Origin of the sequence: Flavobacterium franklandianum, assembly GCF_007097365.1 — a bacterium.
Taxonomy (GTDB): Bacteria; Bacteroidota; Bacteroidia; order Flavobacteriales; family Flavobacteriaceae; genus Flavobacterium; species Flavobacterium franklandianum.
In genome coordinates this window covers 38,203-57,561 of record NZ_VJZR01000017.1, presented here as the reverse complement: position 1 = coordinate 57,561, position 19,359 = coordinate 38,203, and the positions used below count along the sequence as shown (strand labels likewise).

Here is a 19,359-nt window from a genome sequence, read left to right as displayed (position 1 = left end):
CACTACTTTTTTCCTATTTCAATAATCTCCAAGTCTTTTATTTTGTCACCATCGATTACAAAACGTAACATCGTTCTCACTTGATGAAAACCGCTTTTCCCAGCAGCTCCGGGATTCAAATGCAAAAGATTGTGTTTTTTGTCGAAAATCACTTTTAGAATATGTGAATGTCCACAAATAAATAACTTTGGAGGATTTGCAGTCATTTCAACTTTAATATTTGGATTGTATTTACCGGGATACCCGCCGATATGAGTGATCCAAACATCGACACCTTCGCACATAAAACGGTTGTGTAACGGAAATTCCATTCTGGCTTTATCATCATCAATATTGCCGTAAACACCTCGCAATGGTTTTATTTTTTTTATAGTATCAGTCACGATTAAATCGCCAATATCACCAGCGTGCCAAACTTCGTCAGCTTGTGCCACATATTTTAAAATAGTATCGTCAATATGACTGTGTGTATCAGATAGAAGGAGAATTTTTTTCATTTTTGTCTTTGTGAGGAACGGGTGCATCTCATCCTCTTTTTTAGCGAAGCGACAAAGTTATTATTTATGATGAAAGATTAACTATTTTTAATTTCAGTTTTGGGAAAATTTTAAAGTTATAATCAACTTAAATCTTTGTAAATTTGCCCTTCAAAATGTATAATCTGGTTTCTTTCAGAATCTGAAATCTGAAATCTGAAATCTGGCACGAGCGATAGCGAACTGACGAAGTAATCTGAAATCTAATCTTGAGGTATTTTATAAAACTAGCATACAACGGAACCAATTATCACGGATGGCAATGCCAACCCAATGCTTCTTCCGTGCAGGAAACATTGAATAAAGCGGTTTCAGTTATATTAAATTCCGAGATCAATCTTATGGGAGCTGGACGCACTGACACTGGAGTTCACGCCAAAGAAATGTATGCTCATTTTGATTTTGAAAATCCATTTGAGATTCAAAGTTTAGTACACAAACTCAATTCCTATTTACCCAAAGACATTGTGATTTATGATATAATTCCCGTTCACCAGGAGGCTCACGCACGCTTTGACGCAACCAAAAGAACGTATGAATACCATATCAATACTTTTAAAGATGTTTTTTTGCAAGATGAAAGTTGGTATTATCACCAAAAATTAGACCTTGATTTAATGAACCAAGCCTCAAAATTATTATTTAATCATACAGATTTTCAATGTTTTTCTAAAGTAAATACCGATGTAAACACTTTCGATTGTACTATTTTTGAAGCCCATTGGACACAAGAAAAGAATACCCTTATATTTACCATTTCAGCCAATCGTTTTTTGAGAAATATGGTTCGAGCTATTGTGGGAACTTTAGTTTATGTAGGTTTGCACAAAATCACCTTATTAGATTTCAACAACATTATAGCAAGTAAAAACCGAAGTGAAGCCGGATTTTCAGTTCCAGCACACGGATTGTATTTGACAAAAATTGATTACGAATACTTATAAAAGGTGACAGGTTACAGGTTGCAGGTTTCCGGTTGAAATAGATAATGAAATTGAAAATTATATAAAAATTAATACGTTAAAGAAATAAATTAGTTTATAAAGCAGCGAAAGGTTTTTGATTACAGATATAGAATTTTGTTATCTGCAACCTGAAATCTGCCATCTAAAATTATGAAAGCAAAAGCATTCGATACCCGATTATTCAAAAGAATATTAAAATATACTAAACCCTATCAATCACGATTTAATTTCGTTGTGGCATTCGCTATTTCGCTGTCAGTTTTTGCAGCATTGCGTCCCTATTTATTAAAACAAACTGTGGATGGATACATAAAAACACACGATCAATTTGGACTTATGCTATACGTAAGCTTGATGGGTTTCGTGCTGTTATTGGAAGTTTTTTCGCAATTTTTCTTCGTGTATTGGGCGAACTGGCTTGGTCAAGATATCGTAAAAGATATTCGAACTAAAATGTTCAAACACATTCTAAGCTTCAAAATGAAATATTTTGACAATGTGCCAGTCGGACAACTCGTAACCCGTTCTGTTTCTGACATTGAAGCCATAGCCCGAATTTTTAGCCAAGGATTATTTATGATAATAAGTGACTTGATGAAAATGTTTGTCGTGCTAGTTTTTATGTTTTATATGAACTGGAAACTGACTTGGATTGTACTTGTTGCCATACCTATTTTAGTTTTCTTCACTCGAATTTTTCAAAAGAAAATGCAAATCGCTTTCGAAGAAGTACGAACACAGATTGCCAATTTAAACTCTTTCGTTCAAGAACGCGTTACAGGGATGAAAATTGTTCAATTATTTCATAGAGAAGATATTGAATTCGAAAAATTCAAAACCATCAACGAAAAACACAATAAAGCCTGGATAAAAACAATTTTATACAACTCTATCTTCTTCCCAATTGCCGATATAATTTCATCATTAACGCTAGGTTTTGTTGTGCTTTACGGAGGAATTAAAATATTGAATGGAGATCAATTTACCACTTTTGGAGATTTATTTTCTTATACCATGTTCATCGGAATGTTGTTCAATCCATTGCGCCAAATTGCAGATAAATTCAACGAAATGCAATTGGGGATGATTGCCGCCAATCGTGTTTTTGACATTCTTGATACTCAAGACCAAATTCAAGATACAGGAACTATCGAAGCTCCAATTTTCAAAGGAAACATACAATTCAAGGAAGTTCATTTTGGTTACATTGCCAATGAATATGTGATAAAAGGCATCGATTTAGACGTAAAAGCTGGTAAAACAATAGCTATTGTTGGAGCAACAGGAGCAGGGAAATCGACGATTATCAACTTACTGAACCGTTTTTACGAAATCAACAGCGGAACCATTTGTATTGATGGACACAACATCGAAAACTATACTTTGAGCTCTTTGCGAAAGCAAATTGCCGTGGTTTTACAGGACGTTTTTCTTTTTGCTGATACCATTTTCAATAACATTACGCTGAACAATCCTGATATTTCTCGGGAACAGGTTTTAGCTGCGGCCAAGAAAATTGGCGTTCACAAATTTATTATGAGTTTACCCGATAATTACGATTTCGACGTGAAAGAACGTGGCGTAATGCTGTCCTCAGGACAACGTCAATTGATAGCATTTCTGCGTGCTTATGTCAGTAATCCGAGCATACTTATTCTGGACGAAGCGACTTCTTCGATTGATACCTATTCAGAGGAATTAATTCAAAAAGCAACCGAAACGATTACTAAAGGCAGAACTTCCATCGTAATTGCCCATCGATTGGCAACCATTCTCAAAGCCGACAAAATTGTGGTAATGGACAAAGGTTTGATTGTCGAGCAAGGAACGCATCAAGAATTATTAGAAAAAACAGGAGGTTATTACAAAAATCTATATGATTCACAGTTTGTTACTGAGATTTAATTCTATTTTTAGGAGCATTTTCCAGCTATTCACTCCACCATTTTTTCAACAAATCACTTTTTTCTAAGACTAAAAAGGAGCTTCCTTTGGTCGCTCTTTTTCATCAAGAAAAAATGTGATTTGTTCTCAAAATGCTTCCATTTCTATCTGGGCTAAAACACATTGGATGATAAAAACTCAAGATTTCAAATAAGCCGTGCCGTTTTATAGAAATAAACACATAAACATACAAAACACTTCAAGTTTTTTAAAATAAATCCTTAATTTTGCCAACTGAAATTAATTTTGATAACACATACAAAAATGACACGAGCTTTTGCAACTGAATTTTTACCATAATTTAAATAAACACGAAAAAATGACACGAGCTTTTGCGACTGCATTTTTACAACTAAAAAAATAAACACATAAAAAATGACACGAGCTTTTGCGACTGCATTTTTATAACTAAAAAAATAAACACATAAAAAATGACACGAGCTTTTGCGACTGCATTTTTACCATAATTTAAATAAACACGAAAAAATGAAATACGATATTATAGTTTTAGGAAGTGGCCCAGGCGGATATGTAACTGCCATTAGAGCATCACAATTAGGCTTTAAAGTGGCCGTAATCGAAAAAGAAAGCCTTGGTGGTATCTGCTTGAATTGGGGTTGTATCCCAACGAAAGCATTATTAAAATCAGCACAGGTTTTTGATTACTTAAAACACGCTTCTGATTATGGATTGACTATTTCTTCTTTCGATAAAGATTTTCCAGCTGTTATTCAACGTAGCCGTAATGTGGCTTCAGGAATGAGCAAAGGAGTTACTTTCTTGATGAAAAAAAATAAAATTGACGTTATCTATGGTTTTGGAAAACTAAAACCGGGTAAAAAAATAGATGTAACGGATAAAGACGAAAAAGTTACTGAATACAGTGCCGACCATATTATTATTGCTACTGGTGCACGTTCTCGTGAGTTGCCAAACTTGCCACAGGACGGAGTAAAAGTAATTGGATATCGCCAAGCAATGTCTTTGCCTACTCAACCAAAAAAGATGATTGTTGTAGGTTCTGGAGCTATTGGAGTCGAATTTGCTCATTTCTACAACTCTATGGGAACGGAAGTTACTATTGTAGAATTTATGCCAAACGTAGTGCCCGTTGAAGACGAGGATATTTCTAAACAAATGGAAAAATCTTTGAAAAAATCAGGAATTAATGTAATGGTAAATTCTTCTGTAGAAAGAATTGATACAAGCGGCGCAGGCGTAAAAGCTTATGTAAAAACAGCTAAAGGAGAAGAAGTTTTAGAAGCTGACATTTTATTGTCAGCCGTTGGAATCAAAACCAACATCGAAAACATCGGATTAGAAGAAGTAGGTATCGCTGTTGACCGTGATAAAATCTTGGTAAACGCTTACAACCAAACCAATATTCCCGGATATTATGCCATTGGAGACGTTACTCCAGGACAAGCTTTGGCACACGTTGCTTCTGCCGAAGGAATTAACTGTGTAGAGAAAATTGCTGGTCTTCACGTAGATCCTATCGATTACGGAAACGTTCCAGGTTGTACTTATGCAACACCAGAAATTGCTTCTGTAGGTTTGACTGAAAAGAAAGCTTTAGAATTAGGATACGAAATAAAAGTGGGTAAATTCCCTTTCTCAGCTTCTGGAAAAGCGCAAGCTTCTGGAAATTCTGATGGTTTTGTAAAAGTGATTTTTGACGCCAAATACGGCGAATGGTTGGGTTGTCATATGATTGGTGCTGGAGTTACGGATATGATTGCTGAAGCAGTTGTCGCTCGTAAACTAGAAACAACAGGACACGAAATCCTTAAATCAATTCACCCTCACCCAACAATGAGCGAAGCCGTTATGGAAGCTGTTGCTGATGCTTATGGTGAAGTAATTCATTTGTAGGGACGAGGTTAGAGGTTAGAAGTTAGAGGTTAGAGGTTAGAATTTAGAAGTATAGAAATCCGTTTTGTGAAAACAGAACGGATTTTTTTGTTAAAAATATAATGAAGATAATATATAATTTAGTATATTTGATATAGTTTAAATAGTCATTAAACCCTTTTAAGCTAGTTAATTACCCTGTTTTTTTTTCAATTCTACACGTTATTTCATATTGCAAATTTAGTTTTATAATAAATATAATTTTTTTGAGATTCAAAAGAATCAAAAAGATTTCTATTAACTATTCAATTTATTAATCAAAAACTTTTTATCATGAAAAAAACGAATCTAATCAAAGTACTTTTAGTTGCTTTAATTTTTGTAACCATCAGTTGCAAAAAAGAAACAGTTACCACAAATGAAGTTAAAACCACATTTAATTTTGACGAAGCAAAAGCGGCTATAGAAGCTGCTGGTCAAACATTTGTTATAGCGATAAACAAAGGCGACTCTACTACCGTTGCAAATTGCTACACTACCGATGCCAAAATGATGGGACCTAATGAAAAATCCATAATTGGAAGACCTGCAATTAAAAAACTTTTTGGCAGTTGGATTAAATCTGGAATGCCAACTTTCACAATGAAAACTGTTGAAATTTGGGGCAATGAAAATCTAATGGCCGCAGAAGAAGAATGGGCATTTTCGGATAAGGATGGGAAAATACTAGATTCGGGAAAATCAATAGAACTTTTCAAAATGGAAAATGGTAAATGGAGAATGTTTAGAGATTGCTATAATTCGGATCTGCCAATTCCTTCAAAATAAAACCCAATTCAGAAAAAAAAATTCGTCCTGATAAAATCGGAACGAATTTTTTAATTCAATAAAGAAAAACTTATGCCATAAACAAAAAGTTTTTTTGATAATTATATAAAACCAAATCATAAGGAACGTATTCAGAAATAATTTTTTCGGAAGAAGCTTCAAACGAAATTTTATTGTGTTTTCTGAACAAATAAATTTCTTTTAAACAATTAGACAAACTCTGATGAATCAGTGTTGTAAAAGTAGGGATTTGCTTGTCGCCAACCAATAAATGCAATTGATAATTTGAACTACTTTTCGAAAGATTGTTTCCGATGATTCGTATTGTAAATGTGGTCGGAATTCCATTTTGCTTACCTCGATACTGTACTACCATACTTAAATAAATTAGATGTTTATAAATTTAAATCTACAGCTCCAACTCAATAATAGTTGATTACTGCACACTATTATGAAAATAAAGAAATTTAAAAAATAAATTTCTTTAAATTATCAATTTAAAACAAAGCTAATAAATAAAATAGTTTTGAACCCTAATTAAGATAATAAAACTTTCATAAAAATATTTTCTACATTTGTAATGATAAGTAATCGCTTATTCAATTATTTTAAAAAAATAAATATGCAAAACATTCCTAGTGTTGACTTGCGTGATTTCCTTTCGGACGACCCGAAACGTAAACAAAAATTTGTAAATGAAATCGGAAGTGCTTTTGAAGAAATTGGATTCGTTGCCTTAAAAGGGCATTTTTTAGACGACCAATTAGTCGAAAAATTGTATAGTGAAATTAGAAATTTTTTCGCTTTGCCTTTAGAAACTAAACACAGTTATGAAATCCCAGGTATTGGTGGTCAAAGAGGTTATGTTTCTTTTGGAAAAGAACATGCCAAAGGCCGAAAAGAAGGCGATTTGAAAGAGTTTTGGCACTTTGGCCAATATGTTGAAAAAGACTCGAAATACGCCTCGGAATATCCCGATAATGTGGAAGTAAATGAACTGCCACGGTTTAATGTTGTTGGAAAAGAAGCCTACCAAATGCTTGAAAAAACAGGTATTTATATATTGAGAGCTTTAGCTTTACACCTTGGTTTAAATGAGTTTTATTTTGATGAATATGCCAAAGACGGAAACTCTATTTTGCGTCCTATTCACTATCCGCCCATTACTTCTGAACCCGAAAATGCCATTCGTGCCGCAGCTCACGGCGACATCAATTTAATAACCCTTTTGATGGGCGCTCAAGGTCGTGGTTTGCAAGTTCAAAATCACGATGGCGATTGGATTGACGCCATTGCACTACCTGACGAATTGGTGATAAATGTGGGTGATATGTTGTCGCGTCACACCAACAATAAATTAAAATCAACCATTCATCAAGTGGTGAATCCACCAAGAGAATTATGGGGAACATCTCGTTACTCTATTCCGTTTTTTATGCATCCCGTGAGTGATATGAAATTAGATTGTTTGGAAAATTGCATTGATGCTGAAAACCCAAAGAAATTCGATGACATTACAGCCGGAGATTACTTGTACGAAAGATTGGTTGATTTGGGATTAATCAAAAAATAATATTCATCCAAAAACAAATAGACAACTTGCTGTTTTTGTACTTTTACCATTAAGAAATTAAGTTTCATTAAGTTTTATATTTCTTAATGAAACTTAATTTCTTAATGGTTTACAAAACAATTTAATTGTAAAAAATGGACTTACACGAACAACTAAAAAATTTATTTCCAGATCATATCGAATCGGAACCCGAAGAATTTCTAGAAGAAGAGCACGAGCTTTTTATTCAAAAAGAACCTATGATTTGCAAATTCGAAAAGCGAAAAGGAAAAGCCACTACCATAATCGAAGGTTACGAAGGAACTGACGAAGATTTTAAAATATTGGCTAAAGAAATTAAAACTAAATTGAGCGTTGGTGGTACTTTCAAAGACGATTCCATCATTATTCAAGGCGATTATCGGGATAAAATTATGCAAATTCTTAAAGAAAAAGGCTTTAAAGTAAAACGCGTTGGTGGCTAAAAATTTCAGAAATCAACTTTAAACTTTTAAACCTTAAACAATTTAAACAAAATTACTAATGATACAATCATCAGAATTGATACTCAATCCAGACGGAAGTGTCTATCATTTGAACTTACTACCCGAACATATTGCCCAAGACATCATCTTCGTAGGTGACCAAAACCGTGTCGAAAAAATTACGCAATTCTTTGACAGCATCGAATTTTCGACCCAAAAAAGAGAATTCAAAACTCAAACCGGTCTTTTCAAAGGGAAAAGAATCACAGTAATGTCAACCGGAATTGGTCCAGACAATATCGACATTGTGATGAACGAATTGGATGCTTTGGTCAACATCGATTTGAAAACCAGAACTCCAAAAGAAAAACTGACATCTTTAAATATTATCCGAATTGGCACTTCGGGTTCCTTACAAGCTGATATTCCTGTGGATAGTTTTGTAATGGCAAAATTTGGCTTGGGATTAGACAATATGCTTCGCTCCTATTTGATTGACGACATTTCAGAAATTGCAATGGAAGATGCTTTCATCAAACACACCAATTGGGATTTAAAAAAAGGACGTCCTTATGTTATTTCTTGTTCTGAAGTATTGGAAAAACGTATGGAAAGCAGTCGGATTTTTAAAGGAATAACAGGAACTGCTGGCGGATTTTATGGTCCACAAGGAAGAGTTTTGCGTTTGAATATTCAAGACGAAAACTTGAATTCTAAAATGGACAGCTTCAATTATAATGGAACGCGAATGACGAATCTCGAAATGGAAACAGGCGCTATTTATGGCCTTGGAAAACTACTTGGGCACAATTGTTTGTCATTAAACGCAATAATTGCCAATCGTGCCAACGGTACTTTCAGCGAAGATCCATACAAAGCTGTCGATGAATTGATTGGGTATGCTTTGGGAAAATTGGCGGAGTAAAAGAATTTTCTTAGAAGTTGTAATCTATAAAATTTATGAAAAAAGAATTTTGTTGTGAATCAATGAAATATCATATTGAATATAAATGTGATATTCATAAAGATCCTTTTGATTGCCCTGATAAAATCATTAATTATTCGAAAAAACAAAATAATTATGGAATTATAATTCACGACGGAGGTAGTTCTTTTATAGAAATAGAATTTTGTCCTTGGTGCGGTAAAAAATTAGAAAATAAATGAATATAACTCTAGAAACCGAAAGACTCATTCTCCGTGAACTACAACTTTCTGATGCAGAAGCTTTTTTTGCAATGGACAGGAATCCTAATGTTCACCAATATTTATGGAACAAACCCGTTCAAAAAATTGAGAAAATCAATGAAATCATTGACTCAATCAGAAAACAATACGTTGAAAATGGCATAGGAAGATTTGCAATAATTTCGAAAGATACTAATGAATTTATAGGTTGGGCCGGATTGAAATACAATACCGAAGAAGTAAATAACAAAGTTAATTTTTACGATATTGGATATCGGTTGGATGAAAAATTCTGGGGAAAAGGATATGCAAGTGAAGCAACTTTTGCTTGGCTAAACTATGCTTTCAAAACAATGAACATCAAAACTATGGAAGCTGCTGCTCATACTGAAAATATAGCTTCGAATAGAATTCTTCAAAAAATTGGAATGCAAATGACTGAACAATATTTAGAAGATGGCATTTCTTGGAATTGGTATGAATTAGAAAATAATTTGTAACAAATATTAGCTCTTTTACCAGTCAATTTTAGTTTTTCTTTTTTCTTCTAAATAGGAATTCGTCTGACTAAAATGCTTGTTACCAAACCATTTCCCTTGATTGGCACTCATTGGCGATGGATGACCCGATTCTAAAACAAGGTGTTTGCTTCTGTCAATTTTAGATCCTTTTTTTTGGGCAAAATTTCCCCAAAGCAGGAAAACTACATTTTCTTTTTCGTTTGAGATTTTCTGAATTACAGCATCGGTAAAAAGATTCCATTTCAAGTGTTTGTGGCTGTTGGGATTGTCCTTTCGAACGGAAAGTGAAGCGTTTAAAAGTAAAACGCCCTGTTTTGCCCAACGCTCTAAATTACCAGAAGTTGGAAAAAAAATAGTACCCAAATCATCATTCAATTCACGAAAAATATTGTGCAACGAAGGTGGAATTTTAACGCCATCATTCACCGAGAAACACAAACCATTCGCCTCATTTTCCCCGTGGTACGGATCTTGACCAATAATAACGACTTTTAAATCATCAAACGAGCAATAATCAAAAGCAGCGAAAATCAATTCTTTTGAAGGGAAACAAGTATTGCTTTGGTATTCTTCATCGACAGTATTCATCAAATCCGAGAAATACGGTTTCTGTATTTCTTCTGATAAAATAGATTGCCAGGAAGGATTAAAGTTGGGTTGCATAATCAAAATTTATTTCACAAAGATACACGAAGATTTCACTGAGATTCACAAAAATAGATTCACAAAAAAAACTTTGCGTGACTTTGTGTTTTCACTTTGAGAATCTACGTAAAATACATTATGTTTCTCCTTGAAATAATCTTATTTTTGTACCGAAAAGAATTCAAAAAGTAAATGATATCCATTACAGAAAAAACACTTCAAGACTTACAATTCCCGACCGTTCTCGAAACCATTTCGGCTATTTGCAACACCGATATTGGGAAGCAAAAAGCGCTAGAAATCAAACCTTTCCAAGACAAGGAAACCTTGATGAATGCCTTGATGCAAACCTCGGAATACGTTTCGTCTTTCCAAAATAACAATGCGATTCCCAATCACGGTTTTGATGCGATTACGTATGAAATCAAGTTCTTGGCAATAGAAGATAGTTTTCTGGAAGTAGGCGGTTTTAGAAAAATTGCCACCATTTCGGATACCACGAATTTTATGTTGAATTATTTCAAGAAATTCGACGACTATTATCCTTATTTAAATACAAAGGCTTCCGAAATCCAAATCACCAAGGAAATCAGTAGCGTGATTGATGTTGTGGTCGATAAATATGGAGAAATAAAAGACAATGCTTCCCCCGATTTATTAAATATTCGTCGGGAAATGAACTCTATTCGTGGCAAAGTCAATCAGAGTTTTGGCGTAGCTTTAACCCAATACAATTCTCTGGGTTATTTAGACGATATTAAGGAAAGTTTTGTGCAAAATCGCAGGGTTTTGGCAGTTTTGGCAATGTATCGCCGTAAAGTGAAAGGAACCATTTTAGGCAGTTCTAAAACAGGAAGCATCGCTTATATTGAACCAGAACTGACTTTGAAATATTCCCGTGAATTGAGCAATTTGGAATACGAAGAAAAAGAAGAAATCACTCGAATTCTAAAGCAATTGTCCAACCAAATTCGTCCGTTTTTACCATTGCTAATTCAATACCAAGACTTCTTGAGTGATATTGACGTGATTGCCGCCAAAGCAAAATATGCCAACAAAATCAATGGAATTCTACCCACAATTACCGAAGATAGAAGATTGTATTTCAGAGATGCTTTCCATCCTATTTTGTATTTGAACAACAAACAGAAAAACGAAATTACGCATCCTCAAACCATTGAATTAAACCAAGAAAAAAGAATCATCGTAATTTCTGGACCTAATGCTGGAGGAAAAACCATCTCGTTGAAAACCGTTGGATTGCTGCAATTGATGTTACAATCTGGAATGCTGATTCCCGTTCACGAACGCAGTGAAACTTTTTTGTTTGATAGAATCTTAACAGACATTGGGGACAACCAATCTATTGAAAATCATTTGAGTACATACAGTTACCGCTTAAAGAATATGAACTACTTCTTGAAGAAATGTAACCAGAAAACAATGTTCCTAATTGATGAATTTGGTACGGGTTCCGATCCCGAATTAGGTGGTGCTTTGGCAGAGATTTTCTTGGAAGAATTTTATCATCGGGAAGCTTTCGGGATAATAACTACACATTATTCGAACCTAAAAATTCTGGCCAACGAATTGCCTTTTGCTATCAATGCCAATATGTTGTTTGATGAAAAAACATTGGAACCTTTGTACAAATTAGTTTTAGGTCAGGCAGGAAGTTCGTTTACTTTTGAAGTAGCTTTGAAGAATGGAATTCCTTTTAGTTTAATCAATCGAGCAAAAAAGAAAATCGAAGTGGGAAAAGTGCGTTTTGACAAAACCATTGCCACACTTCAGAAAGAACGTTCGAAGATGGAAAAAACTTCGCAAACACTTAAAGAAGAAGAAACAAAAGCGCGTGAGGAAGGCAAAAAAATGGAAAGTATCAACGTGAAAATCAAGCAAAAACTGGAAAGCTATCAGGAATTGTTTGATAGTAACCAAAAAACGATTTACATTGGACAAAAAATTGAATCTATTGCCGAGAACTATTTCAATAATAAAAATAAGAAAGACCTGATTGGCGAATTTTTGAAAATCATCGAAATTGAAAACTCAAAACGAATTAAAGCGACTCCAAAAGAAGCTAAGGCAATTATAGAAAAGAAAAAAGAGGTCGTCAAAGAGATTGAAGTTAAAGTGGAGGAAATCAGGATTGAAAAGAAGGAAAAGAAACTGAAACCCGTTATCGAAAAACCAAAACCGATTTTGAAAGTTGGCGATCGAGTACGAATGTTTGACGGTAAGGCTGTTGGAAGTATTGATAACATTGAGAAAAATAAAGCGACTGTCAATTACGGAATTTTCACCTCAAAAGTAAGTTTGGATCTATTGGAATTGGTGGAAGCGGCTAAGAAATAGTTAGTATGTCATTGCGAGGAACGAAGCAATCCCACTAACACGAGCACACAAGTTGAGCAATTGACAAAACACAACCAAAATGATGAAACCAGGATTTATTTATATCATCACTAATCAATATCAAACTGTAGTTTATACAGGAGTTACGTCTAATCTTCCTAAGAGGATTTTGGAGCATAAAGAGAAAAGGTATCCAAATTCATTTTCTGCTCGTTACAGTCTAAACATATTAGTGTATTATGAACAATTTCAATGGATGGGAGATGCAATAGCTAGAGAAAAACAAATCAAAGCGGGTTCTAGAGAAGTAAAAAATGATTTAATTCGTTCTTTGAATCCTACTTGTAAAGATTTATTTGAAGAAATTAAAGATATAATGACTGAATAAAAATCGTATTAACACTAAGAGCAAAATTGAGCAACAAATGAGATTGCTTCGTTCCTCGCAATGACAAAAATATGCTCAACCTTCCTCCCAACAAAAAAATAATCCTCTTTGACGGCGTTTGCAATTTATGCGATTCGGCGGTACAGTTTGTGATACAACACGACAAGAAAGATGTGTTTCGATTTGTGGCTTTACAATCCGAATTGGGTCAGGAAATTTTGAAACATATTGGAATAAATTCGCAAAACATTGATAGTATTATTTTGTATGAACCTGGCGTAGCTTACTATTACAAATCACAAGCTGCACTTCAAATTGCTAAAAACCTTGGTGGAATTTGGCATTTTGGAACTGTTTTCAGGATTATTCCAACAAGCATCAGTAACCAAGTTTACGATTATGTCGCCAAGAATAGATACAAATGGTATGGCAAAAAAGAAAGCTGTATGATACCAACTCCCGAATTAAAATCAAAATTTTTGTAAGATAAAATAAAAAAAACCGACAGGATTTTGAAAAACTGTCGGGTTTAAAATTGAATGGAATAGAATTTTAACCTCTAATCAATTTTCTGTATTTCAAACGTTTTGGCGTTAAATCACCACCTAATCGTTTCTTTTTATTTTCTTCGTATTCAGAGAAACCGCCTTCAAAATAATACACTTCAGAATTACCTTCGAAAGCTAGAATATGCGTGCAAATTCTGTCTAAAAACCATCTATCGTGCGAAATTACTACGGCACAACCTGCGAAATTTTCTAAACCTTCTTCCAGAGCTCGAAGTGTGTTGATGTCCAAATCATTCGTCGGCTCATCCAATAAAAGTACGTTCCCTTCTTCTTTTAAAGTCATGGCCAAATGTAAACGGTTTCGCTCTCCACCAGAAAGCATCGAAACTTTCTTGTTTTGTTCTCCTCCTCCAAAATTAAATCGCGATAAATAAGCACGAGAATTTACTTGTCTTCCGCCCATCATGATTAATTCTTGACCATCTGCAAAGTTTTCCCAAATCGATTTGTTTACATCAATATTCGAATGCGCTTGATCTACATAAGCGATTTTCACGGTATCACCAACCGAAAATTCCCCACTATCCGTTTTTTCTTCGCCCATAATCATTTTGAAAATAGTTGATTTACCAGCTCCGTTTGGTCCAATAATCCCAACAATTCCTGCTTGTGGCAAAGTAAAATTCAAGTTATCATACAATAATTTTTCTCCAAATGCTTTGGCTACATTTTTAGCCTCAATAACATTGGTACCTAACCTTGGTCCATTTGGAATATAGATTTCTAATTTTTCATCCAATTGTTTTTGGTCTTCATTCAAGAGTTTGTCGTAATTCTGCAAACGCGCTTTTTGCTTGGTTTGACGCCCTTTGGCCCCTTGACGAACCCAATCCAGCTCACGTTCTAAGTTTTTTCTGCGTTTCGAAGCTACTTTTTCTTCCAATGCCATTCGACCCGATTTTTGTTCCAACCAAGAAGAATAATTTCCTTTCCAAGGAATGCCTTCTCCTCTATCGAGTTCCAAAATCCAACCCGCTACATTATCTAAAAAGTACCTGTCGTGCGTTACAGCAATTACAGTTCCAGCATATTGCGCCAAATGTTGTTCTAACCAAAGCACAGATTCGGCATCCAAGTGATTCGTAGGCTCATCGAGAAGCAAAACATCAGGTTGTTGCAACAACAAACGACATAAAGCCACACGACGACGCTCACCACCAGATAAATTCTTGATTGGAGTTTCGCCATCTGGAGTCCGCAAGGCATCCATTGCAATTTCAAGTTTGGTATCGATTTCCCAAGCACCAAGAGCATCAATCTTGTCTTGCAACGCCGCTTGACGATCCATCAACTTGTCCATTTTATCGGCATCTTCGTAGTTTTCAGGAAGACCAAATAAATCGTTTATTTTATTGTATTCATCCAAAACGGCCATGGTTTCGGCAACTCCTTCTTGAACAATTTCGAGAACGGTTTTCGTTTCGTCTAATTGTGGATCTTGTTCTAAATAACCCACGGTATAACCCGGTTGAAAAACGACATCACCTTGATAATTTTTATCAACACCTGCAATAATTTTCAAAAGGGAAGATTTTCCAGAACCATTAAGTCCCAAAATTCCAATTTTAGCTCCGTAAAAGAAACTCAAATAAATATTTTTAAGAACAGGTTTATCTGCTCCTTGATAGGTTTTACTCAATTTTTGCATTGAGAAAATTACTTTTTTATCGTCGGCCATTTTTATTTTTTAAATTGTTATTGCCATTGCAATTGGCATTGTTATATTTTTTAAACTCTTCCTTTCAAGGAATTAAAAACCCAAGCGTTGGCCAAGAACCCCACGCCAACAGCTGCAAATCCCCATCCTGCTACATCATCATATCTAAAAGCACCTAACCCAATCAATAATAGTCCCATTAATATCATTATCAAGGTAGCCCATCCTAAAATAGTATTTTTATTCATTCCCATAATTTTTATTGTGTTTTATTTTAGAAGTGCAAATATCGTAAAATTTCACCGCTAATTAAATATTTTAAAAAGCATTTCTTTCAATAAATCCGATTGCGGTAAAGCATTTGCCCCTACTCCTTTACTTTTTACGTCAATATCCCGCAACAAACCCACAATTTGGCTTACTTTTCGCATTGGATAATTTTTGATGGCAATATCATAATCCTTTAGAAAAAAAGGATTGACACCCAATACTTTGGCAACATTATTTGGATTTTTGTCTTTCAATCCGTGGTATTTCAACAATTGAATAAAAAAGCTAAAAACCAAACCTGTGGTCATTACTATGGGATTATCTTTCGGGTTTTGAGCAAAATTATCAGCAATCGTGTAGGCTTTCAGTTGGTTCCGGTCTCCAATGGCTTTTCGCAATTCGAATATATTAAAATCTTTGCTGAAACCTATGTTTTCCTCGATATGTTTGGGTGTAATTGTGCTGCCTTTCGGCAAAATAATTTGCAATTTCTCCAATTCATTGTTGATTTTACTCAAATCGGTTCCTAGAAATTCCACCAACATCGCATTGGCTTTGGGTTCGATGGAATATTTTTTTCCTGCCAAAACCCGTTTGATCCAATCTCCTACTTGATTTTCATACAGTTTTTTGCTTTCGTAAACGATGCCGTTTTTAGCTAAAAGTTTGGTTACTTTTTTACGTTTATCCAATGTTTTGTATTTATAACAAATAACCAAAACTGTTGATGGCATTGGGTTTTCGGCATAACTTTCGATTTTGTCGATAGTTCTTGACAAATCCTGAGCTTCCTTTACAATAACCACTTGACGCTCGGCCATCATCGGATAACGTTTGGCGGTCGAAACAATATCTTCTATCGTCACGTCGCGTCCATACAAAACGGTTTGATTGAATCCTTTTTCGTCTTCCGTCAACACTTTGTCTTCAATATAATCGGATAATTTATCGATATAATAAGCCTCTTCTCCCATCAAAAAATAAATCGGTTTGATATTACCCGCTTTGATGTCATTGACTATTTTTAAAACTTCGTCCATATTTCTTGGTTTCAAGTTTAAGGTTTCAAGTTTCAAGTTGTGTAACCTGAAACTTGAAACCTGAAACTAAATTAACTATTTTTGCAATATGCAACCACTCAATTTTCCTTCTTATTCTTTTCGTTTCAAAAATAGCGAAAATAAAATATCTATTTTCGACGAAATTAGGAAAAAATTTATCATTCTCACTCCCGAAGAATGGGTTCGCCAACACGTAGTTCGGTTTCTATTGGAAGAAAAAAAATATCCCAAATCATTAATCAATGTCGAAAAAGTTTTGAACGTCAACGGATTGCGAAAAAGATATGATATTGTGGTTTTCAATCCCGATGGTTCCATCTTTGTTTTGGTGGAATGTAAAGCTCCTGAAATTAAAACTGCCCAAGCTACTTTTGACCAAATTTCTCGTTACAATATGACTTTGAAAGCTCAATATTTGATGGTAACCAATGGTCTTAATCATTACTTTTGCCAAATGGATTTTGAGAATGAGAAATATGATTTTTTGAAGGAGTTGCCGGATTACGAATTGAAAAATACACCCATTTAAATGAAAATAGCCGTTGTCATACTCAATTGGAATGGAACAAAATTATTAGAACAATTTTTACCTTCCATTGTAAACTTTTCTCCTGAAGCTGATATTTATGTAGCCGACAATGCTTCGACCGATGATTCTGTTGCGTTTGTAAAAGCTAATTTTCCAACGGTAAAAATCGTGGTAAACGAAAGTAATTTTGGCTTTGCCCAAGGTTATAATGAAGCTTTAAAACACATCTATGCCGAGATTTATGCCTTAGTAAATTCCGATATTGAAGTGACGGAAAACTGGCTGAAACCCATCATCGAAACCTTCGAAAACGAACCCAAAACCGCCATAATTCAACCCAAACTATTGGATTTCAAACGCAAAAAATACTTTGAATATGCGGGTGCAGCAGGCGGATTTTTAGACAAATACGGTTATCCTTATTGTCGAGGACGTGTTTTTGAAACTTTGGAAAAAGACAACGGACAATACGATGACAATTGCGAAATATTTTGGGCTTCGGGTGCTTGTTTTTTTATCCGAAGTACAGTTTATAAGGAGTTGAAAGGTTTCGATGCCGATTTTTTTGCCCATCAGGAAGAAATCGATTTGTGTTGGCGCGCTTTCAATAAAGGTCATATCATTAAATACAATTCAAAATCGGTGGTGTATCACGTGGGTGGAGCGACTTTACAACTGGGAAATCCAAAGAAGACTTTTTTGAATTTCAGGAATTCGTTGTTGATGATGGTGAAAAATCTTCCCAAAAATCAATTGTTTCCAGTGCTTTTTATTCGCCTAGTCTTAGATGGAGTTGCAGGTATACAATTTCTTTTTCAAGGAAAGTTCAAACATTTATGGGCTATTTTAAAAGCTCATTTTGCCTTTTATTCGCTTTGTTCTAAAAATTATAAAAAAAGAGCATCATTTCAATCTGAAAAATACTATAAAATAAAAAGTATCGTTTATCTCTATTTTATTGAGAAAGTAAAAGTATTTAACAATATTTTAGGTACCAAATAAATAAAAAACAGTATTTTTGTGAAACACATTTAATTAAAATTTTAACATTTATGAAAAAAGTAGCAATCGCCTTATCCTTATTAGTGCTTTTAACTTCTTGCGTATCAAAGAAACAATATGCAGCCTTAGAAGCCAAAAACAAAGAGACTCAAGATTTGTTAAACACTTGTACGGTAAAATTAAATTCTTGTTTAGAAGAAAAAGCGGGGCTTAAAGCCACTGTGGATGGTTTAAAAGACCAAAACCAAAATTTAATTTCCCAGTCTAAGGATATGACAGTATTAACAACCAAAGGAGCTCAAAATATTGAAAAAGCTTTGGAATCAATCAAAGAGAAAGATTTAAAAATCAGCAGAATGCAAGATGCTTTAACTAAAAAAGACAGTGTTACACTTGCTGTAGTTACTAGTTTAAAATCTGTAGTTGGATTAAATGACGAGGATATCGAAATCAATGTTGATAAAGGTGTGGTATTCATCTCTATATCTGATAAAATGTTGTTTAAAAGCGGTAGCTATGATGTAACTGACAAAGCAAAAGGAGTTTTGGCTAAAGTTGCAAAGGTTGTAAATGACAAACCTGATTTTGAATGTATGGTTGAAGGTCACACTGATAACGTTCCTTACAACGGAAATGGAGATATAATCGACAACTGGGATTTGAGTGTAAAACGTTCTACATCAATTATTCGTGTTTTATCAGCACAATTAGGTGTTAACCCTGCACAATTAATCGCTGCAGGAAGAAGTTCATATGTACCTTTAGTGTCAAATGATTCAGCTGAAAATAGATCAAAAAACAGAAGAACTCGTATCTATGTAATGCCTAAAATTGATCAATTCTATGAAATGGTAGAGAAAGAAATGAAGAAACAAGCACAATAATTAGTGTTCAGTGAACAGTATTAAGTGTTCAGTGGGTTAGAATATCAAAAAACGTCTCGAGAAATCGGGACGTTTTTTTGTGGTTTTTTCTGAATACTAATTTTGAATCTGAGACAACTGAAC

General features: G+C 34.4%; 21 protein-coding genes. 15 read left to right on the top strand and 6 right to left on the bottom strand.

What is annotated here, in order from left to right; translation table 11 throughout:
• Positions 1–2: 2 nt before the first annotated feature.
• Positions 3–497 carry a metallophosphoesterase family protein gene (locus FNW17_RS14655; RefSeq protein WP_144072031.1) on the bottom strand — a complete coding sequence of 165 codons (495 nt, stop codon included), beginning with the start codon at positions 495–497 and terminating at the stop codon, positions 3–5.
• 248 nt (positions 498–745) lie between these two features.
• Between FNW17_RS14655 and truA the strand changes: the two genes are divergently transcribed.
• From truA to FNW17_RS14635, 4 genes are all read left to right on the top strand, one after another.
• Positions 746–1,480: a tRNA pseudouridine(38-40) synthase TruA gene (gene truA / locus FNW17_RS14650; protein WP_144072030.1), complete on the top strand. Its 735-nt coding sequence runs from the start codon at positions 746–748 to the stop codon at positions 1,478–1,480.
• A gap of 171 nt (positions 1,481–1,651) precedes the next feature.
• A complete protein-coding gene (locus FNW17_RS14645) occupies positions 1,652–3,406 on the top strand; it encodes an ABC transporter ATP-binding protein (RefSeq protein ID WP_143389444.1) in 1,755 nt (584 codons plus the stop codon).
• Positions 3,407–3,931: 525 nt separating this feature from the next.
• On the top strand, positions 3,932–5,320 hold the full coding sequence (lpdA, locus tag FNW17_RS14640) for a dihydrolipoyl dehydrogenase (RefSeq protein WP_143389445.1): 1,389 nt from the start codon (positions 3,932–3,934) through the stop codon (positions 5,318–5,320).
• A 312-nt stretch (positions 5,321–5,632) separates the two neighbouring features.
• Positions 5,633–6,127 carry a YybH family protein gene (locus FNW17_RS14635; protein WP_144072029.1) on the top strand — a complete coding sequence of 165 codons (495 nt, stop codon included), beginning with the start codon at positions 5,633–5,635 and terminating at the stop codon, positions 6,125–6,127.
• Positions 6,128–6,197: 70 nt separating this feature from the next.
• Here the strand turns inward: FNW17_RS14635 and FNW17_RS14630 are convergent, their stop codons facing one another.
• Positions 6,198–6,503 carry a hypothetical protein gene (locus tag FNW17_RS14630; RefSeq protein WP_144072028.1) on the bottom strand — a complete coding sequence of 102 codons (306 nt, stop codon included), beginning with the start codon at positions 6,501–6,503 and terminating at the stop codon, positions 6,198–6,200.
• A 246-nt stretch (positions 6,504–6,749) separates the two neighbouring features.
• On the opposite strand from FNW17_RS14630, the gene FNW17_RS14625 reads away from it, so the two are divergent.
• From FNW17_RS14625 to FNW17_RS14605, 5 genes are all read left to right on the top strand, one after another.
• Positions 6,750–7,700: an isopenicillin N synthase family dioxygenase gene (locus tag FNW17_RS14625; RefSeq protein ID WP_143389448.1), complete on the top strand. Its 951-nt coding sequence runs from the start codon at positions 6,750–6,752 to the stop codon at positions 7,698–7,700.
• 134 nt (positions 7,701–7,834) lie between these two features.
• Positions 7,835–8,164, top strand: a complete 330-nt coding sequence (locus FNW17_RS14620; protein ID WP_126563246.1) for a translation initiation factor — start codon at positions 7,835–7,837, stop codon at positions 8,162–8,164.
• A 58-nt stretch (positions 8,165–8,222) separates the two neighbouring features.
• Positions 8,223–9,089: a nucleoside phosphorylase gene (locus FNW17_RS14615; RefSeq protein ID WP_143389449.1), complete on the top strand. Its 867-nt coding sequence runs from the start codon at positions 8,223–8,225 to the stop codon at positions 9,087–9,089.
• A 35-nt stretch (positions 9,090–9,124) separates the two neighbouring features.
• Positions 9,125–9,331, top strand: coding sequence for a DUF6980 family protein (locus FNW17_RS14610; RefSeq protein ID WP_143389450.1), 207 nt, complete (start codon positions 9,125–9,127; stop codon positions 9,329–9,331).
• On the top strand, positions 9,328–9,852 hold the full coding sequence (locus FNW17_RS14605) for a GNAT family N-acetyltransferase (RefSeq protein ID WP_143389451.1): 525 nt from the start codon (positions 9,328–9,330) through the stop codon (positions 9,850–9,852). The genes FNW17_RS14610 and FNW17_RS14605 overlap by 4 nt, the downstream gene beginning before the upstream one ends.
• 15 nt (positions 9,853–9,867) lie before the next feature.
• Here FNW17_RS14605 and ung read toward each other — a convergent pair whose 3' ends face one another.
• A complete protein-coding gene (gene ung, locus FNW17_RS14600; protein ID WP_143389452.1) occupies positions 9,868–10,536 on the bottom strand; it encodes a uracil-DNA glycosylase in 669 nt (222 codons plus the stop codon).
• 174 nt (positions 10,537–10,710) lie between these two features.
• On the opposite strand from ung, the gene FNW17_RS14595 reads away from it, so the two are divergent.
• The 3 genes from FNW17_RS14595 to FNW17_RS14585 all read left to right on the top strand — a co-directional run bounded on the left by FNW17_RS14595 (position 10,711) and on the right by FNW17_RS14585 (position 13,749).
• On the top strand, positions 10,711–12,876 hold the full coding sequence (locus FNW17_RS14595; RefSeq protein ID WP_143389453.1) for an endonuclease MutS2: 2,166 nt from the start codon (positions 10,711–10,713) through the stop codon (positions 12,874–12,876).
• A 79-nt stretch (positions 12,877–12,955) separates the two neighbouring features.
• The gene (locus FNW17_RS14590) at positions 12,956–13,264 is read left to right on the top strand and encodes a GIY-YIG nuclease family protein (protein WP_317129783.1); all 309 of its coding nucleotides are present in this window, start codon (positions 12,956–12,958) and stop codon (positions 13,262–13,264) included.
• 71 nt (positions 13,265–13,335) lie between these two features.
• Positions 13,336–13,749, top strand: a complete 414-nt coding sequence (locus FNW17_RS14585) for a thiol-disulfide oxidoreductase DCC family protein (protein WP_143389454.1) — start codon at positions 13,336–13,338, stop codon at positions 13,747–13,749.
• 67 nt (positions 13,750–13,816) lie between these two features.
• Here the strand turns inward: FNW17_RS14585 and ettA are convergent, their stop codons facing one another.
• From ettA to holA, 3 genes are read right to left on the bottom strand one after another with little or no spacing between them, the layout of a single operon-like run.
• The gene (gene ettA / locus FNW17_RS14580) at positions 13,817–15,511 is read right to left on the bottom strand and encodes an energy-dependent translational throttle protein EttA (RefSeq protein ID WP_143389455.1); all 1,695 of its coding nucleotides are present in this window, start codon (positions 15,509–15,511) and stop codon (positions 13,817–13,819) included.
• A 50-nt stretch (positions 15,512–15,561) separates the two neighbouring features.
• Positions 15,562–15,744, bottom strand: coding sequence for a CAL67264 family membrane protein (locus FNW17_RS14575; protein ID WP_143389456.1), 183 nt, complete (start codon positions 15,742–15,744; stop codon positions 15,562–15,564).
• 51 nt (positions 15,745–15,795) lie between these two features.
• Positions 15,796–16,800 carry a DNA polymerase III subunit delta gene (gene holA, locus FNW17_RS14570; protein WP_144072027.1) on the bottom strand — a complete coding sequence of 335 codons (1,005 nt, stop codon included), beginning with the start codon at positions 16,798–16,800 and terminating at the stop codon, positions 15,796–15,798.
• A gap of 88 nt (positions 16,801–16,888) precedes the next feature.
• Between holA and FNW17_RS14565 the strand changes: the two genes are divergently transcribed.
• Genes FNW17_RS14565 through FNW17_RS14555 form a run of 3 tightly spaced genes read left to right on the top strand, consistent with a single transcriptional unit; the run spans position 16,889 to position 19,236 of the window.
• A complete protein-coding gene (locus FNW17_RS14565; protein WP_144072026.1) occupies positions 16,889–17,350 on the top strand; it encodes a type I restriction enzyme HsdR N-terminal domain-containing protein in 462 nt (153 codons plus the stop codon).
• Positions 17,351–18,352 (top strand): glycosyltransferase family 2 protein, encoded by a 1,002-nt coding sequence (locus FNW17_RS14560; RefSeq protein WP_144072025.1) that lies wholly within the window; start codon positions 17,351–17,353, stop codon positions 18,350–18,352. It abuts the gene before it with no gap.
• 50 nt (positions 18,353–18,402) lie between these two features.
• Positions 18,403–19,236: an OmpA/MotB family protein gene (locus FNW17_RS14555; RefSeq protein WP_144072024.1), complete on the top strand. Its 834-nt coding sequence runs from the start codon at positions 18,403–18,405 to the stop codon at positions 19,234–19,236.
• The last annotated feature ends 123 nt before the right edge of the window (positions 19,237–19,359 follow it).

Excerpts from the sequence above, each read along its gene's own strand:
- FNW17_RS14585 (WP_143389454.1), top strand. The coding sequence starts at position 13,336 with ATGCTCAACCTTCCTCCCAACAAAAAAATAATCCTCTTTGACGGCGTT.
- FNW17_RS14635 (WP_144072029.1), top strand. The coding sequence starts at position 5,633 with ATGAAAAAAACGAATCTAATCAAAGTACTTTTAGTTGCTTTAATTTTT.
- FNW17_RS14655 (WP_144072031.1), bottom strand. The coding sequence starts at position 497 with ATGAAAAAAATTCTCCTTCTATCTGATACACACAGTCATATTGACGAT.
- FNW17_RS14615 (WP_143389449.1), top strand. The coding sequence starts at position 8,223 with ATGATACAATCATCAGAATTGATACTCAATCCAGACGGAAGTGTCTAT.
- FNW17_RS14560 (WP_144072025.1), top strand. The coding sequence starts at position 17,351 with ATGAAAATAGCCGTTGTCATACTCAATTGGAATGGAACAAAATTATTA.
- FNW17_RS14565 (WP_144072026.1), top strand. The coding sequence starts at position 16,889 with ATGCAACCACTCAATTTTCCTTCTTATTCTTTTCGTTTCAAAAATAGC.
- ung (WP_143389452.1), bottom strand. The coding sequence starts at position 10,536 with ATGCAACCCAACTTTAATCCTTCCTGGCAATCTATTTTATCAGAAGAA.
- FNW17_RS14555 (WP_144072024.1), top strand. The coding sequence starts at position 18,403 with ATGAAAAAAGTAGCAATCGCCTTATCCTTATTAGTGCTTTTAACTTCT.
- FNW17_RS14595 (WP_143389453.1), top strand. The coding sequence starts at position 10,711 with ATGATATCCATTACAGAAAAAACACTTCAAGACTTACAATTCCCGACC.
- holA (WP_144072027.1), bottom strand. The coding sequence starts at position 16,800 with ATGGACGAAGTTTTAAAAATAGTCAATGACATCAAAGCGGGTAATATC.
- FNW17_RS14575 (WP_143389456.1), bottom strand. The coding sequence starts at position 15,744 with ATGGGAATGAATAAAAATACTATTTTAGGATGGGCTACCTTGATAATG.
- FNW17_RS14625 (WP_143389448.1), top strand. The coding sequence starts at position 6,750 with ATGCAAAACATTCCTAGTGTTGACTTGCGTGATTTCCTTTCGGACGAC.
- ettA (WP_143389455.1), bottom strand. The coding sequence starts at position 15,511 with ATGGCCGACGATAAAAAAGTAATTTTCTCAATGCAAAAATTGAGTAAA.
- FNW17_RS14645 (WP_143389444.1), top strand. The coding sequence starts at position 1,652 with ATGAAAGCAAAAGCATTCGATACCCGATTATTCAAAAGAATATTAAAA.
- FNW17_RS14620 (WP_126563246.1), top strand. The coding sequence starts at position 7,835 with ATGGACTTACACGAACAACTAAAAAATTTATTTCCAGATCATATCGAA.
- FNW17_RS14590 (WP_317129783.1), top strand. The coding sequence starts at position 12,956 with ATGATGAAACCAGGATTTATTTATATCATCACTAATCAATATCAAACT.
- FNW17_RS14605 (WP_143389451.1), top strand. The coding sequence starts at position 9,328 with ATGAATATAACTCTAGAAACCGAAAGACTCATTCTCCGTGAACTACAA.
- FNW17_RS14610 (WP_143389450.1), top strand. The coding sequence starts at position 9,125 with ATGAAAAAAGAATTTTGTTGTGAATCAATGAAATATCATATTGAATAT.
- lpdA (WP_143389445.1), top strand. The coding sequence starts at position 3,932 with ATGAAATACGATATTATAGTTTTAGGAAGTGGCCCAGGCGGATATGTA.
- FNW17_RS14630 (WP_144072028.1), bottom strand. The coding sequence starts at position 6,503 with ATGGTAGTACAGTATCGAGGTAAGCAAAATGGAATTCCGACCACATTT.